Origin of the sequence: Bacillus alkalicellulosilyticus, assembly GCF_002019795.1 — a bacterium.
Classification (GTDB): Bacteria; Bacillota; Bacilli; order Bacillales; family Bacillaceae_F; genus Bacillus_AO; species Bacillus_AO alkalicellulosilyticum.
The window spans coordinates 151,649-166,323 of the sequence record NZ_KV917382.1; the positions used below are offsets into that span (position 1 = coordinate 151,649).

A 14,675-nucleotide genomic window follows, 5' to 3' on the forward strand; every position below is an offset into this window, starting at 1 on the left:
ATTCAAAACTTTTTGAAAGGGTGGTATATGTGGAAAAATATTGTAGAGGTGTTAGATTATCTAAAGAGGAAATTAAAGCGGAACTTATTAAGCCGTTTCCTCCTGAAGAAATTGAATGGCGTGTATTAAGATGTTGGAAGTCACAAAACGGACAGTGGGCTGTTGTATGTCCTTACGTATCTAATCGGGCAATTATGAATCGATTAGATGATATCTTCGGTATTGATGGCTGGGAAAACGAAATAAAGGAAATTCATAGTGGAATTATGTGTGGACTTACCATTTTTATGAATAACCAGGCAATCACTAAATGGGATGGTGCTGATACTACGAATATTGAATCTACCAAAGGTGGGATTTCTAATGCCATGAAACGTTGTGCGGTTCAATTTGGTATTGGGCGCTACCTTTACTATTTAGAAGAATTTCGTGTACAGGTTCACCCAGATAGGAATGCAGGTCCTTATTATGTGAAGGATAAAAGTGGAGTGCAAGGATATTGGAAATCACCTCGCCTTCCAGAATGGGCTATTCCAGAATCTTATCGTGGTTCTACTGAAGAGGAACAAAAATCCCAAAATACAGGGAAAGGCAACAACACAAAAGAGGAGCAAATCAATAAAGTACTTAATGAGATTCGTAAAATGGAACGTATCGTTGGATTGGCTAATTCACCACAATATATTACTAGAATTTTTAATAAGCGCAATCCTAACTATACGATTTCTAATCCTGAACAAATTCAAACGGCCCCATACACTGAGTTGGTCAATTATTACAAGGTTTTACGTCCAGTTGGAAATCTTTGTCTCATCGGAAAAGATAACAACTTGCAAGTATCAGACCTACTTTCGTATGTGAGTCAATGTAAAGGTGGACAAACATTTACGAACATATTCTCTTTGTTCTTTACTATCACAAATGAAGATGTCAAGAGAGTGGTTCAAATGATTACAAACAATACAAGACAAGGGAATGGTTCTTACCATTCTGCTTAATTCTTGAGAGAAGCACAATAGAAGGGTAACTCCCCTCTTTTGTGCTTTTTATTTTAACAAAAAAACAAACATTTGGGAGGATTTTAAAATGAAATTTGAAATTACTAAGGACATTATTGTTGGAGCATTTAACAAAGTCGTAAAGGTCGTTAAAAATAACACCCATATTCCAATTTTACAAGGGATACTTGTTGAAGTCTCGTTTGATGAAATTAAGATAACGGGTTCTGATTCAAGAGAAACTGTCGTAACAAAAATTGTTGTTGATGGGGAGAATGTAAAAGTAATGGAAGAAGGTAATACGGTTTTTCCAAGACAAATTGCTGAAATTGTTAAGAAGTCGGGTAGTTCTGTTGCATTTTCACTTGAAAACTTCACAAATACAATTACGTCTGGAAAAAGTGAATTTAAGCTTAATAGTTTTGATCCAAAAGAGTATCCTCGTTTTCCTGATATTGAACTAAGGCAACCTAACTTAGTTGTTACAGGAGAACAATTCAAAGATATGGTTCGTAAGACGGTGTTCGCTGCTAGTAAAAGTGATACAAGACCTGTTTTAACCGGTGTATTAATGGAAATTCAAGAAGATTGTATTGAGTTAGTGTGTACAGATAGTCACAGGTTGGCTATGGTCACACAAAAAGCTGTTTCACCTGTACCAATGCAATTGATTGTTTCAGCTGATTCACTGGCCAATGCAAGTAAGGTCTTTGATATGGATAAAGATGTGGAATTGTTTACAATAAGTGAAAGTCAGCATGTATTGTTGCGAAATGGAGAGACGATTTTTCTCTCTCGCTTATTGGATGGGAATTTCCCTCAAATAAAACAAGCGATTCCAAAGAAATTTGCCAATGTTGTTAAAATAAATCGCAACGATCTACTTAATGGCTTTGAGCTTATAAGGGGCATCGCGAATATTGCAGACAACGAAACAAAAGGTGTTGCCAAACTACATGTAAATGGTGTCGCTTCCCTATCTTCTTATGAAGCACAAACAGGGAAAGGGAAAGTTGATATTGTTTATGATGAAGTGATTGGGGATGAACCAGAGTTTACAATATCTTGTTCCATTGCCTATGTGATTGATTCTTTGAAATCACTTGATAGTGGAACAGTCGATATTTGTTACAATGACCCATTACAGCCAATCATTATTGCTCCTTCGGAGGAAAGTGATTTTAAAGAGGTTCAACTCTTGGCTGCTGTTAGGGCATCAAATTAATACATTTATTGATAAAGAGAGTTTGTAGTATTCCCTACAACTCTCTTTTCTTTAAGGAGGACAAGATGTTATTTGATATTAAAGCATTTGAAAGCAACCTTAAACAAAAAGATAGGAAAAGTCAGAATCCAGAGAATATAAGTACTGGTATTTCAAATGTAATACGTCATGTTTGGGACCAAGAAACGGTTACTTTCATAGACTTTGACTCTTTTTCTTACCAGGATTGTGTATTTGCTCTTGAAGCTATGGAATCAATTGCCCTCACTCCTATTGATGAGGGAGAGGAAGTTTTTCTATGTGATCCTGATAATCCTTTTACGGTTTATAACAGTTTAGGAGAAGTCATTTATACATTACGTAATACAGACAAGAGGCATTATCAAAAGAAAGAGGAACCGTCTATGTTCCTTTAAGGAGGTCTATTTATGCACATTGATGTTCATGACCAAACATCCTATGAACACTCCATTAGCAATTTAGCAGCACTTAAACTAATACATGATGAGGGTGTCGATGTTACTAAGATTTGTACTCATTTCATGGTCCACGTAAACACACACATGGACGCCGGGTATGACATATTGGTAGCGGGTGTAAATGAATTGTTTCAATCTGCAGAGATTTATGATAGTGAAATTGAGGATGAGGATGACTATAAAGAACTCGTAGAAGATGGGTTAGGTGACTCTACTCTTATCATTAAGGATTCATTATTTGAACGAGTACTTAACGGAATTTTTGGGGAAGAATTTGAAACTATTTTGACCAAAAGTGGACATGCCTTGGAGTATTCAGATTGTGAATTTCGCCCTCTACCATTAGGTAATGGGATTGCGGTCTTGATGACGTATCCAGGAATGATTCATGAATTGGTTAAAGAGATAATTTCATTAAAACATCATGCGATTAAGTTTGATTATCGTGCGAAGGAGATGAACAGTGATGGAGTTTCATATCAAAATCACAAACGAACTGCGTAATTTTAATGATTATGTTGAAGTTACACAAATAGCAGGTAATGTGACTGTGGATGTTTATAGAATGACACTACAAGACCTTATGCGTTCAATTAACAGTTCTATAACTGCGGGCATTAAGAGCGAGACGCCTTTCTTACCAAAGAATTGTGTCAAACTGCTCACAACTTCAAGTGGTTATATGGCTTTGATTGAGATACCTAAACGTATATGGAAAGTGCAATATGATAAAACGACAATGAATGTAGGATTTCCACGACTGTTAATTCAATACGTGGTTGATGATAATATCGTAAGGTCTATGAAGGTCGTAGCATTAAAGGAGAAAGGTGCTGTTAGTAAAAACACTACATTATATTACTTTCCTTTTTCTAATGTACATCATTCGTCTGGTGAAGTATGTATGGGGTTTAACACCTTTCCTAAATTAGAAAGTTTATCAAACTTAGAGACTTTGCATTATTTATTTTTTGCCGCTCCATTTGGTGAAGATTATGGAGCCATATCGTTGGCCAAAAAATCTACTAAAGAGCTATTTCAGAGTTATGAAAATAAAGATTTTGATGATGAAATGTTACTACCCATGAACAGAGAGATAGAAACATTTTTCAACTTATCGGAGAACGAATAAAAAAACAAAAAACTGGAGGAAATTAAAATGACAATTGAACAAACAAATATTTTTTCACTATTTGGTATTGAGGATGAGTATGAGGTAAAGAAGAAAAAAGAGGAAGAAGAAAGAATGAAAAAAATAGCTGAAATGAAGAAAAAGGCAGAAGAAAACAAGTCTTCTTCAAGTGCTACCAAGCCAGCTGATACATTTGAAATCAATGAAAATACGACTGTATATTTTTATACCGAGGTTATTGCTGTTACAGATTACTTCACAGTTGAAGAATTAGTTAATGGATTACCAACTAAAAAGAAAGATAGTGATGAAATTGAGTACAAAAAGATAACAGAAGCGGAAGTAAAGAAGAGATTAAAGAAGGACTATCCTGTTCTTGAAACCGGAGCTAGTCTTGTTTATATTAAGAAGAAAAACATTATCTCTATCATTCTTCAAGCTAAGAAAAAAGGGATGAATGTAAATTGTACGAAAGAGTCTTCGGACTCTTTGCGTACATTCAGGAAAATTCCTTTTCAGTTGCTTCAGGAATTCATTTCTATTTCAAAGAAATTTTCAGTGGAACATGGTACAGAAGTTCATGCTGATATTTTTTATGATATAGAGCAAGAGTCTTTCTTTATGGATGTTCCAGAGCAAATTGCACAGGCATTATTTGTGGAAGTAACTGAACCGCTTGAAGTAACAGCATTGAAAACCATAGAGAGAAAATGTGTGAAGGTAATGGAAATTCACTCGGTGTGACTTGTTCCTAGACAAAGCGTTCAGAAATGGACAATAAAACTAGGAGGTTAAACAACAATGTTTAATCTAACTGTATGTTTGAATAAGTGGGGGCGGTTCCCACTATGATTGAAAATCGGCAATCATTCCCTAAAGCTACGACATGCGATTAGAGGGTTAATACTCTGATGGTATGAAGCTCGTTAAAGTGGCAGAAAAACGGACCTGAAAAGCGGTTAGTGAAGTATGCTGGGGGCTATAAAAACGATATGCCTACTTACCGGGAACTGTCGTATGAAAGGCTCGTAAATTTCGGAGATACCGAATCACAAGGTACTCACCTCTCAGAGAGGTTCATTCATGGATAGGAATACAGAGTGGTTCCCTATCTATACTACTCCTTTAAAGGATCAGTGTTCTGCGTCCCCCGATTAAGGACAAAAGAATGGATGACGGGTCAGAGACAGAGGCTAAGTCGTTATGTAAAGCTAAAACATACGGAACAAGTGAACCTTTGAAGGATGAGATTATTAATAATCTATGACTCCTAATTAGTAGGAAATGACTAATGAATCAAAGGGGCAGCAGCCTGTAGTAGTGTTGAAGCGTCTGTAATGGACGTGGAGCGAAGGGGCATAGTCATTATTTCAACAATCGAATTTATGTTCAAGAGTTGTGGAAGCCGTTGAGCAAACCTGACTAAAACCCATTAATAATGGCAAATATTCTTCGGAAGGAAGTGATGCCGGTGGTACAAAAATACAACTTACCTAAGTCTGAAAGTGAATTAAAAAATATTCTCGACTCTCTTTACAGTGATACGAAGGATACTATTCAAAATGGAAATAGGCCATGCTTTAAAGGTTTACTTGAAATTGCTTCTTCAGAAGCGACAATTCTTACAGCCATCCATAAAATCAAGGCAAATAAAGGTAGCGAAACAGCAGGCGTTGACGATATTACCATGTCAGACATACTGAAAAAGGATTATCGTGAGTTAATAGAAAACATACAAAAGTCCTTTTACAACTATAAACCCTCAGAGGTACGTAGGAAGTATATAGACAAACCCGGTAAGAAAGAAAAGCGTCCGTTGGGTATTCCCACTAACTTCGATAAGATTATTCAAGAATGTGTTAAAACGATAATTGAGCCTATCTTAGAAGCTCAATTCATTGACCATTCTTACGGATTCAGACCTTGGAGAAATCAACACATGGCTACGGAAAGAATTCAACAGATGGTCCACAAAGGTTACTACTGGATTATCGAAGGAGACATCTCCAAATTCTTTGATAATGTTAATCACAGAATTCTTATTGGTAAGCTCTATTCAATGGGTATCAAAGACCAAAGAGTTCTAATGATTATAAAAGCCATGTTGAAAGCTGGAATAATGGGGGAAACCAAGGTGAATGAAATTGGCACCCCTCAAGGTGGAGTTATATCTCCCCTTCTAGCAAATGTATATCTCCATAGTTTAGACCAATGGATAACCAGAGAATGGGAAGAAAAGAAAACCAGGTATAGCTATAAAGATAAAAATAAGAGGCTGGATGCTCTTCATTTGCGAAGTAATCAAAAACCAGCCTATTTTGTCAGATATGCTGACGACTGGGTTCTTATCACTAATAGTAAGGAAAACGCCCTGAAATGGAAATTTCGAATCAATAAATACCTTTCAAGTAATTTAAAGTTAAAGCTATCTGATGAAAAAACTCTAATAACTGATGTGCGTAAGAAGCCAATAAAGTTCTTAGGTTTCAACATCAAAGCTGTAAAGGGAAAATCAAAGAGAAAATATGTTACTATATCGTACCCGGATCCAGATAAACTCAAATCAAAGGTTAAGGATATATACATTGCTAGTAAGAAGCTAAAGAAATTCACCGAAGCCCCCTTACTTATGCACCAAATAAATATTGTTAATCAAAAGATTAGAGGTTTAATAGAATACTATGAAACTGCAAGTCATGTGAACATTGCTCTTAGAAAGTATGCTAACTCTCTCAACACTACTTCTTTGTATGCGCTAAAACGTTGGAACAGTAAAAGGATACCTGCTGATGAAACCTATAATCTCCCTTCAGTACATGGCGATTATAAAACGAAAATAGCTTCAATCAATCTATTTAATCATCAAGTAGGAATAACAAGACTTGATTTTGCTACATGGAAAAAGACCAAGTTAAAGAATCCGGAAGAAACACCATACAGTCCACGAGGTAGAGAATTACACATACAGAGAACGGGTAAAAAGCGTGCATTAGCAAGAGCCGATGAAGTGTTTTCATTACATCTCTCTAAACTAATATCACTAGGATTAACTGGAAAACTATACACTTTTGAATACTTTTTGAACAGGACATATGCCTACAATAGAGACAAAGGAAAATGTAGAGTGTGTGGACACGTAGTAACAAATTTTAATGTTCACACTCACCATATTAATCCTAGGCTAAACCCGAAAGTAGTAAACAGAGTGAGTAATCTAGCAACCGTTCATGAACAATGTCACATACACATCCATAGTAATGAAGAATTATCACACCTTGGTGCGAAGATTTATAAGAAAATAAAAGACTTTAGAGACAAGTTGAACAATTAAAATTCGATATATGAGTAATGATGGAACGCGGTATGAGGTGAAAGTCTCACGTACCGTGTGAACCGGGGGAAAGGTGAAGCGTACTGGGTAATGCCAACGTCAAAACCTACCTATCGGACCCGAAATGGGCAGTAGCTACCCCAATCCTCACAGATTGGGATGCTACATATCACCATACTATGTCCCCTACTCCATCTATGCAAGATGATATAAGTGAAAGAAACGAACTTTTATATGCAATAGTTGGCAGGGTTGATAAATTCTTTCCTGAAATTACGGTACGGACATTTAATGTCGCTAAGAATATTCATATTACACTTGATCCTTGTAACATTTTTGATAATCCTTTTGAAAATGTTGATTTGTCTTCGTATCCTTTACATAATGTGGAGGTACGTTAACAATGAAACCCATTGATTTATTAAAAGAATCATCTAAGGATATTATTTATCCTTACATTATACAAGTGGGTACTGGGGGAACAGGGTCTTTAATGGTACAGCATATCGCCCAGATGTTATCTACATTTAATATTAATGGTCAATATATTCTGGCTGATCCAGACATTATCGAAAGAAAGAATTTGAGAAATCAATTATTCCTTGAATCTGAAATTGGTAAAAGTAAGGCTGAAGTATTAGCTAATCGATATCGAACGGCTTACAATATTCAAATTGGTTCCTATACCAAAGGGTATGTGGAAGATGTCCAAACATTGAAATCTCTTTTTAAAACAGATTATTTGAATATTGGCTATACTAATTATGTATTATTTTTACCTGTCATTATAGGATGTGTCGATAACAATTTTACTAGGAAAATCCTGCACGAATTCTTTCAAACTTCTTCTCAAATTTTATATATTGATGTTGGGAATGATAGTGTGAACGTACCTCATGATTATGTGAATCGACCAAGGAATGAATGGACTAAAGAAGAAATAGATAATTATGAGAATACCGGTTGGACAGGTCAAGCTGTTTGCGGGTTAAAACTTAACCGAAAAACGCTTCTTCCTCCTGTCGCAGAAGTATTTCCAGATATTTTAGAAGATAATGATGAAATAGCTCCATCTCAGCTTTCTTGTTCTGAATTGTTAGCTTCAGACCCTCAAAGAAGTATAACAAATAAAATGGCAGCTATGTCAATGGGAGTTTTGTTAAATAAGTTTTTTGAAAGTAATACAATTAGTAAGCATAAAGTCTTTTTTCATGCAGAGGATGGGTTTATGAGAGCTCAATAAATAATATAGGAAAATATAAAGGATAAGGATTAATACTTGTAATCCCTATCCTTTATTGTATGTTTTAAATATCTTCAATTAACACTTTCAAATGTGCTACCATATGTTGAAATGGCGAAAAATCGTCTGCCCTTACAATTCTATCCATTAAAAGCATCCATCTAATTAAATTTCCTTTGCTCAATGTGACATCAAAAAGTGTAGTAACATTTTCTAACTTCTTTAATTCAGCGACTATTAACTTAATTGTTATTGTCAATGCTTTAATGTGGTTCTCATCATGTAATGGATTATTTTCCCTTATTGTAATCTGTTGATTTAGGTTTTCAGCAACTTCAATGATTTCTCTTATTTCATTCATGTTTACAACCTCTCCTATTAAAAATAGTTTAATATGATAAATAGACATTTACGCCCTCTAAACTTTTATGGAATTTTCAATTATTCAATAAATAAATTCCATATTACTTTTATAATAATGATAGTAAAGCAACCCAAAAACGTTTCACGACGTTTCACAAAAAATAAGATTATTCTGTCTACTTAGTGTTGCTCCCCTATAAACAATGTTCATTATTTGGATATTTATATACTTAATTTCTTGAGTTGCTAATAGTAAGGAGATTGCATCATGTGATAAGGTAAAATAGAACAATGCCCGAGATTTTTTTTTTGCAAATTTTTAAATAAAAAAGACCCTCTATATAATGAGGGTCGAAGAAAATTAAGGTGATGAAACAAAAGTTGAATAATTACGTTATTCTTGAACTAAAACATAGTAATCTTCCACAATGGAAAATCCAACTGCAACATTATATCTTGGAATATTATTGTTCTCCATAAAACGGGTTAATATATTTTCCAACAAAGGTTGACGGTCTAATTCATTAATTTCACGACTTAGACTTACATTAAGAATATATTGTTCTCCCATCTCTGTTTGTGCTTTGGCGATAAGGACCTCACCAGCTTTATTATCAATTTTATTAAGAGACGACCACCATGAAATTGTCCATATTTCTGATTCGCTATTAATAAAGTTTGATACCAAGTACAACTGAGGATTAATAAAAGTATATTCTTCTACGGGTGCTAACAAGCTTGTAAATGAAGGCTCATACTTTGGTATATCACGGTTAGTCCTTTCATCTTTTATTGCTTGTTTTGCTCCTAAACAAACGATATCAAAGGCTATTTCTCCTAAGATTGGAAGAACATCTTCATACTTCGTAACCGTCCATATTGTTAATTGGTGCATATCTTGACTTGTAATGGCATTTTCAAAGTTTTCACCAACTAGTTGACGAATAAGGTTTGGAATCTCTTCTGTTAAAAAACTCTCAGGTTGAGCTAACCACTCATCAGTAAGTTCTCCTTCAGGTAAAGCTAAATATTCTCGTATCATAAAATATCCATTGAAAAATTGACTTTTAACAGCTTGGAAGAACATCTCAGAAAAGAAACTTATTTCTGACTCATTGATTATCCAAGCTAATTTTTTGTGATAAAACTCATACATGATAGTGAATTGTTTATTGAAATTTTCATTGTTTTGAAAGTGAGACTCAAGTTTTTGTTTGGTATATTGGAAAATATCTTTTTGTTCGATTGTCATTATTCCACTTCCTCTTTTACATTTATTATGACTTCAGTAGTTTTTACAGTTTCTGTATCAGGAATGGTGTCTTTAATATCAAATGGAGGAGAAGTTTTATCATTGCTAAACTTCCATATACCATCTTCTCTTACAATTGTGGTTATATAATACTCTTCACCAAGGTTGGTATAAATCAATCTATAAAAATATCCTTCCCTCCGATTAGAATTAAGACCAACAGTTGAAATATCATATCCATGTTTTATGGTTGTTAATTCTTCAAACAGGGACTGAATGTTTGAATACACAACGATATTCCCTTCTCTATCGCTAGCCATACCTTCAAGAATTTCTTGCGAACCATAGTTTATATTAAATTTATAGAACTCTTCTGGACTTAATTCGAGGGTATAAAATCTGTACAGTTTTTCAGCAACAAATTGAGCGAACTCTTCTTCGTCTGTATATTGCTGCCTAACAGGTAGCTGTTCATCTTTAGCTATAAGCTCCCTTTCTTCAAGTTCTATTTCGCTTAATACTTCTTCAATTGGTCTTTCTAACTCTTGATACAGGTCAATTCTATCTTGATGTAATTGCTCTATTTCCTCTTGAACGGTTTCATTTTGGGCTTGGGTACTTTGGGCCTCTTTCAAAATTTTATCGCTACCACACCCGATTAAAAGGACGCTAATTGATACTACAATTCCAACTTTATATCTCATGATAATCCCCCTCTCTGCGAAGAGACTTGGATTAGTTTGTTCTTTTCATGATTGGTTAAAAAGTTTGCAATTTCTGTACTATTAATGCTTGAAACTTTAGATAAGGTATCTAGGAATAAGTTTGGTACTTCTGGTATCTTAATTTCATTTTTACCTGGTATGACTGTTTGTTCTAAACACTTTTCCATATGGTACGTAAGTGTTTTTAAAAGGTCTTTATGAATAGAGGAAGGGATGCCTATACTTTCAAGCTTTCGATTTCCAAAGAGATTAATACAAAGAATAATAGTACTGTATCCTACATATGTAGCACCTAGTTTTTTGCTAAATATTTTTTCTCTGTTCTTGTACCATTCTTGTGTAATTTTATATAAGTTTGTATCTAAGATGACCTCAAATTCTTCACTCTTTTCTTTTACACGGACGTACTCCCCTAAATTATTACTTTTTAAATAATTCAATAGGTATAATGCTTTTTCTTTTGTAAATGGAACAATTAATACCGGTTCCTTCTTTAACGGGCATAACTCCCCATTGCTTAGTAACGATGCGACAACCAAATCCTGTAAAGCAATATGTTCCCTTGCGTTCTTCACATTCATCTTTCCCTCCCAATAAAAAAAGCCCTAATAAGCATAGCTATTGCTACTGCTTATTAGGGCTTTTTCCCATTTTATTTAAATAGTTTAGTATTGTATAAATATTTTACTATGCCAAGTAATAACTTTTCAAGTAGTTTAATTGATATAAGTCTTATTAGTTTTAAAGTTTCACCTATATGTTATTAATATCATTATAGAAAACCTTTGGAAAATTCGAGAATTTGGTTTGCTTGATGTAAAATTTGTTGTCTTGATTAATCCAATACTATTAAGTATTCTTCAACTTTATAAGGTGTTTTCCCAATTTTCTTTGCTAATAGCTGCACGAGAGGAAGGATCATGATAGTAATTCTTATTAGGAATTCACTCTGTGGTTAAAAACCTTTAAAAATGTATCTAGTTACCAGTATCGTAGTACTAGGAAGTAAATGACTTAGTTTTGTTTATTGTTCTTCAAGTTCATCCAGTTTACTTGAATAAATTATGGTTACTAGAACGCCAGTTATCATAGTGAATGAGGTTGTTAATTTGAACTCTTTTTTCTCAATTCTCTTTTTCTAAAATAGGGGCTTTGGGGTAATTATCCGTAAAACTAAGAGATATTAGCGCGACGGGTTCAATATGAGGTGGCATATGAAGGCGCTCACGGACATTGAAGTTTTTATATAAAAACTTACCCACCCCATAGCAATTCCCTCAGCATAAGCATCTAACCACATATTTTGAATGCAACAGGCCACCGAGAGAATATCTGTTTCTGGAATCGAATTTCGTCCTAGTACGTGCCCTCCTCCCCTTGTTGGGTCACAGGTGACACAAATGGGTTACGGGAGCTTTTTTTAACCCCTCAAGTTTTAAGGATAAGAATTTTTTCTTCTTTTCATCCTCATAGCGAATAGCTAAAGCATAAATTTCTTTTTGAAAAGCCTTAGCAAGGCTATCTTTGACTTCTTGTAATTCGATAATAATAAAATCCCAAGGCTGCATGAACCCAACAGAAGGATCATGGTGACCTGCCAGTAATATATTTTTCAACTTTTCTTGTGGCAATGGTTTGCTATTAAATTCTCTAACCTCTCTTCTTTCAAAAATCGCTTTATAAACGCCATTCTTCTGTAACATTTCTAACAAGTTCTTCCCTCCTTCAATACAAAAATTCCCAGTTTTTTATTCAATATAATATTAGTGGCTGTAAAATATGAAAGCAAGACCAAAGTAAAATCTGCTTACTTAATATAACTGCCTCGTTTATGTTCGAAACTTCACAAACTCACCTAGAATTCAAAAACTTAATTGTGCGTACCTTTTAGACTTTAAGGTACATTTGTTTCAACTTTTGAGGGAAGACGATAACATTTATTCGGCTATTGCCTCCTATAGTTTCCGTAATGCTTTACACTAATATAGATATGATTTGAAGCACTACATACTATTGTATGCCAAGTGATTAAATCCATTGTAACAGATAATATATTCAATATTCTTTTAATTAATTGTATAATAGAACTACCGATGTACCTTTGACTTAAATGTGGGATCACTAATTTAGTGGAACCCTACCGTTAGTTTGAGGACATTGGGTTTTTTTATGGTTAAAAGTGATGTAAAATTATGTTGTGCAGTGACCCTTATAGTGATTCCGACTTACTGGAATGGGGCTATAAGTTAGACCTCTAATATTGATGTGAGGCACTCCACTTACACAATAAAACGGCACTGCACCCCAATTTAATAACCAAAATTCATTCCTGTATTTTTTACAGGATTTTTTTATTTATTAGGAGGAATTTTGAGGTTTTATGTCGTAATTTTTATTTTGTTTAAAAGACTATATTGGAGAAAACCAAAAGCAATATAATATTAAGCAGTTGAAACTCTACCGTTGGTTGGAGCTAGGAAACTAGACTCTTGTGTTAAATATGAGATTTAATATCTGGCGATATAATCCTGACATACTACAATGGGCACAAAGCTCTCACGGAAACTTGGATAGTCAGATATGTCATACTGCGACTGGGAGGAGAAATGATGAACACTACCATTACTCCATTTAGTTATGGAAATGACACGCATAACAGCCATAAAGGGCAGCGTAATTTTTATCAGTTTTATGTAGGTATTGATATTGGAGCGAGCTTTCACGTTGCATCCTGTATTCCATTTGATGCATTCTTAGATCCTAAAGGGATTGCTTGGAAAAGGACGAAGACAATGAAATTCAACTCCGATAGTGCTGGAATCGCTGAGTTTTTAAATGCTTTAAGAAGGATTGAAAAACAATTCTGTCTTACCAAAAAAGACTTTTTAATTCTTTTGGAACCAACAGGCGGACACTATTCTTATCTAATACAGCAAGTGTTATTAAATGAGGGTTATGAACTCTTTCAAGTTGAAAATAGAGCCGTTGGTGAGTTCCGTAAAAATAACTTAGGAATCTCTGAAAAAACTGATTCAATGGATGCCAAAGTAATGGCTTATATGGGGTGGCATAAGCAATTACATCCACATATGCAAGGTGTAACTCTTATTAGACCTCAATCAGTCCTTCAATCTTTATTTCGAACAGTAATGAGGGACAGATGGTATTTAAACGTCCAATTAACTCGACGTAAGAACCAGGTTCAACAGCTTTTAAAAGTCACTCATCCTGATTTAAATAAAGCTTTTAAGAGCCTATCTAGCACCTCTGTGTTGAAGTTAGTCTTAGAGTTCCCTACGGGACTTCATATGAAGGAAGCCACAGCAGAAGAGATATATAATTTTTTATTGAAAGCTGGTGCAAAAAGTGTGGCTAAACGAGCAGCTAACATATTAGCTAAAGTAATGCCTAACACTATTGCAGTTCCAGCTGAACATCTTGTCGAAAGACAAAAATGGGTTATAGAAGAAGCCCTACGTCTCGAAGAAAGCATCAAACTAATTGACAAAGAGATTCATAAACTTTTATGGGGTGACCCTGACAAAGGTTTAGATGCTCACCCATATACAGAAATCTTAATGTCCCTTCCTTTTGTGAGCGAAAACATCGCCTGTACACTGATTGGGGTCATAGGTGATGTTGAACGATTTAATACATATAAAGAGTTCAAGAAATATCTAGGTGTATCTTCGGAAAACAAGCAGTCAGGAACATCGGTAACTGGCACAAGACAGACATACAGCGGTGTTAGAGATGCCAGGAGAGTCCTTTATCAAATTGCTTTAATTATCCTAGCAAACGGGCAAAAACACCCTACCGTCTTCAAATTATACTATGACCGTAAGGTAAGTGAAGGAATGAACAAGAAAAAGGCAATTGGGCACTTATGCGGCAAAATAGCATCACTTATTTACACAGTCCTAAAAA

At 34.7% G+C, this 14,675-nt stretch carries 13 protein-coding genes and 1 pseudogene; 9 read left to right on the forward strand and 5 right to left on the reverse strand.

The genetic code is table 11. The features are described from left to right. The first annotated feature begins 29 nt into the window (after positions 1–29). The 8 genes from BK585_RS23385 to BK585_RS23425 all read left to right on the forward strand — a co-directional run bounded on the left by BK585_RS23385 (position 30) and on the right by BK585_RS23425 (position 8,408). Positions 30–998: a Rad52/Rad22 family DNA repair protein gene (locus BK585_RS23385; protein WP_170885727.1), complete on the forward strand. Its 969-nt coding sequence runs from the start codon at positions 30–32 to the stop codon at positions 996–998. Positions 999–1,086: 88 nt separating this feature from the next. Then, complete coding sequence (dnaN, locus tag BK585_RS23390) at positions 1,087–2,223, forward strand: DNA polymerase III subunit beta (RefSeq protein ID WP_078557252.1); 1,137 nt, start codon at positions 1,087–1,089, stop codon at positions 2,221–2,223. 65 nt (positions 2,224–2,288) lie between these two features. Continuing rightward, complete coding sequence (locus tag BK585_RS23395; protein WP_078557253.1) at positions 2,289–2,639, forward strand: hypothetical protein; 351 nt, start codon at positions 2,289–2,291, stop codon at positions 2,637–2,639. A 12-nt stretch (positions 2,640–2,651) separates the two neighbouring features. Next, positions 2,652–3,206, forward strand: coding sequence for a hypothetical protein (locus tag BK585_RS23400; RefSeq protein ID WP_078557254.1), 555 nt, complete (start codon positions 2,652–2,654; stop codon positions 3,204–3,206). After that, positions 3,169–3,834, forward strand: coding sequence for a hypothetical protein (locus tag BK585_RS23405; protein WP_078557255.1), 666 nt, complete (start codon positions 3,169–3,171; stop codon positions 3,832–3,834). The genes BK585_RS23400 and BK585_RS23405 overlap by 38 nt, the downstream gene beginning before the upstream one ends. Before the next feature lie 27 nt (positions 3,835–3,861). After that, positions 3,862–4,578, forward strand: coding sequence for a hypothetical protein (locus BK585_RS23410; protein ID WP_078557256.1), 717 nt, complete (start codon positions 3,862–3,864; stop codon positions 4,576–4,578). 727 nt (positions 4,579–5,305) lie between these two features. Further along, entirely contained in the window at positions 5,306–7,165 is a 1,860-nt protein-coding gene (gene ltrA, locus BK585_RS23415; RefSeq protein ID WP_078557257.1) for a group II intron reverse transcriptase/maturase, read from the forward strand. Between the two features lie 403 nt (positions 7,166–7,568). Next, positions 7,569–8,408, forward strand: a complete 840-nt coding sequence (locus BK585_RS23425) for a ThiF family adenylyltransferase (protein WP_078557259.1) — start codon at positions 7,569–7,571, stop codon at positions 8,406–8,408. A 64-nt stretch (positions 8,409–8,472) separates the two neighbouring features. Here the strand turns inward: BK585_RS23425 and BK585_RS23430 are convergent, their stop codons facing one another. From BK585_RS23430 to bluB, 5 genes and pseudogenes are all read right to left on the reverse strand, one after another. Then, positions 8,473–8,769 (reverse strand): hypothetical protein, encoded by a 297-nt coding sequence (locus tag BK585_RS23430; protein ID WP_170885728.1) that lies wholly within the window; start codon positions 8,767–8,769, stop codon positions 8,473–8,475. Positions 8,770–9,165: 396 nt separating this feature from the next. Further along, positions 9,166–10,023: a hypothetical protein gene (locus BK585_RS23435; protein ID WP_078557261.1), complete on the reverse strand. Its 858-nt coding sequence runs from the start codon at positions 10,021–10,023 to the stop codon at positions 9,166–9,168. Then, on the reverse strand, positions 10,023–10,727 hold the full coding sequence (locus BK585_RS23440) for a hypothetical protein (RefSeq protein ID WP_078557262.1): 705 nt from the start codon (positions 10,725–10,727) through the stop codon (positions 10,023–10,025). Before BK585_RS23440 ends, BK585_RS23435 begins: the two co-directional genes overlap by 1 nt. Continuing rightward, the gene (locus tag BK585_RS23445; RefSeq protein ID WP_078557263.1) at positions 10,724–11,329 is read right to left on the reverse strand and encodes a hypothetical protein; all 606 of its coding nucleotides are present in this window, start codon (positions 11,327–11,329) and stop codon (positions 10,724–10,726) included. The genes BK585_RS23440 and BK585_RS23445 overlap by 4 nt, the downstream gene beginning before the upstream one ends. Before the next feature lie 543 nt (positions 11,330–11,872). Continuing rightward, a pseudogene (gene bluB, locus BK585_RS23450) lies at positions 11,873–12,451 on the reverse strand (5,6-dimethylbenzimidazole synthase). A 906-nt stretch (positions 12,452–13,357) separates the two neighbouring features. Between bluB and BK585_RS23455 the strand changes: the two are divergent. Then, positions 13,358–14,675, forward strand: a 1,318-nt coding sequence (locus BK585_RS23455; RefSeq protein WP_078557294.1) for an IS110 family transposase, incomplete at its 3' end; no start/stop codon positions are given.

Coding starts and splice junctions, on each gene's coding strand:
- dnaN (WP_078557252.1), top strand. CDS start 1,087: ATGAAATTTGAAATTACTAAGGACATTATTGTTGGAGCATTTAACAAA.
- BK585_RS23395 (WP_078557253.1), top strand. CDS start 2,289: ATGTTATTTGATATTAAAGCATTTGAAAGCAACCTTAAACAAAAAGAT.
- BK585_RS23400 (WP_078557254.1), top strand. CDS start 2,652: ATGCACATTGATGTTCATGACCAAACATCCTATGAACACTCCATTAGC.
- BK585_RS23405 (WP_078557255.1), top strand. CDS start 3,169: ATGGAGTTTCATATCAAAATCACAAACGAACTGCGTAATTTTAATGAT.
- BK585_RS23410 (WP_078557256.1), top strand. CDS start 3,862: ATGACAATTGAACAAACAAATATTTTTTCACTATTTGGTATTGAGGAT.
- BK585_RS23425 (WP_078557259.1), top strand. CDS start 7,569: ATGAAACCCATTGATTTATTAAAAGAATCATCTAAGGATATTATTTAT.
- BK585_RS23430 (WP_170885728.1), bottom strand. CDS start 8,769: ATGAATGAAATAAGAGAAATCATTGAAGTTGCTGAAAACCTAAATCAA.
- BK585_RS23435 (WP_078557261.1), bottom strand. CDS start 10,023: ATGACAATCGAACAAAAAGATATTTTCCAATATACCAAACAAAAACTT.
- BK585_RS23440 (WP_078557262.1), bottom strand. CDS start 10,727: ATGAGATATAAAGTTGGAATTGTAGTATCAATTAGCGTCCTTTTAATC.
- BK585_RS23445 (WP_078557263.1), bottom strand. CDS start 11,329: ATGAATGTGAAGAACGCAAGGGAACATATTGCTTTACAGGATTTGGTT.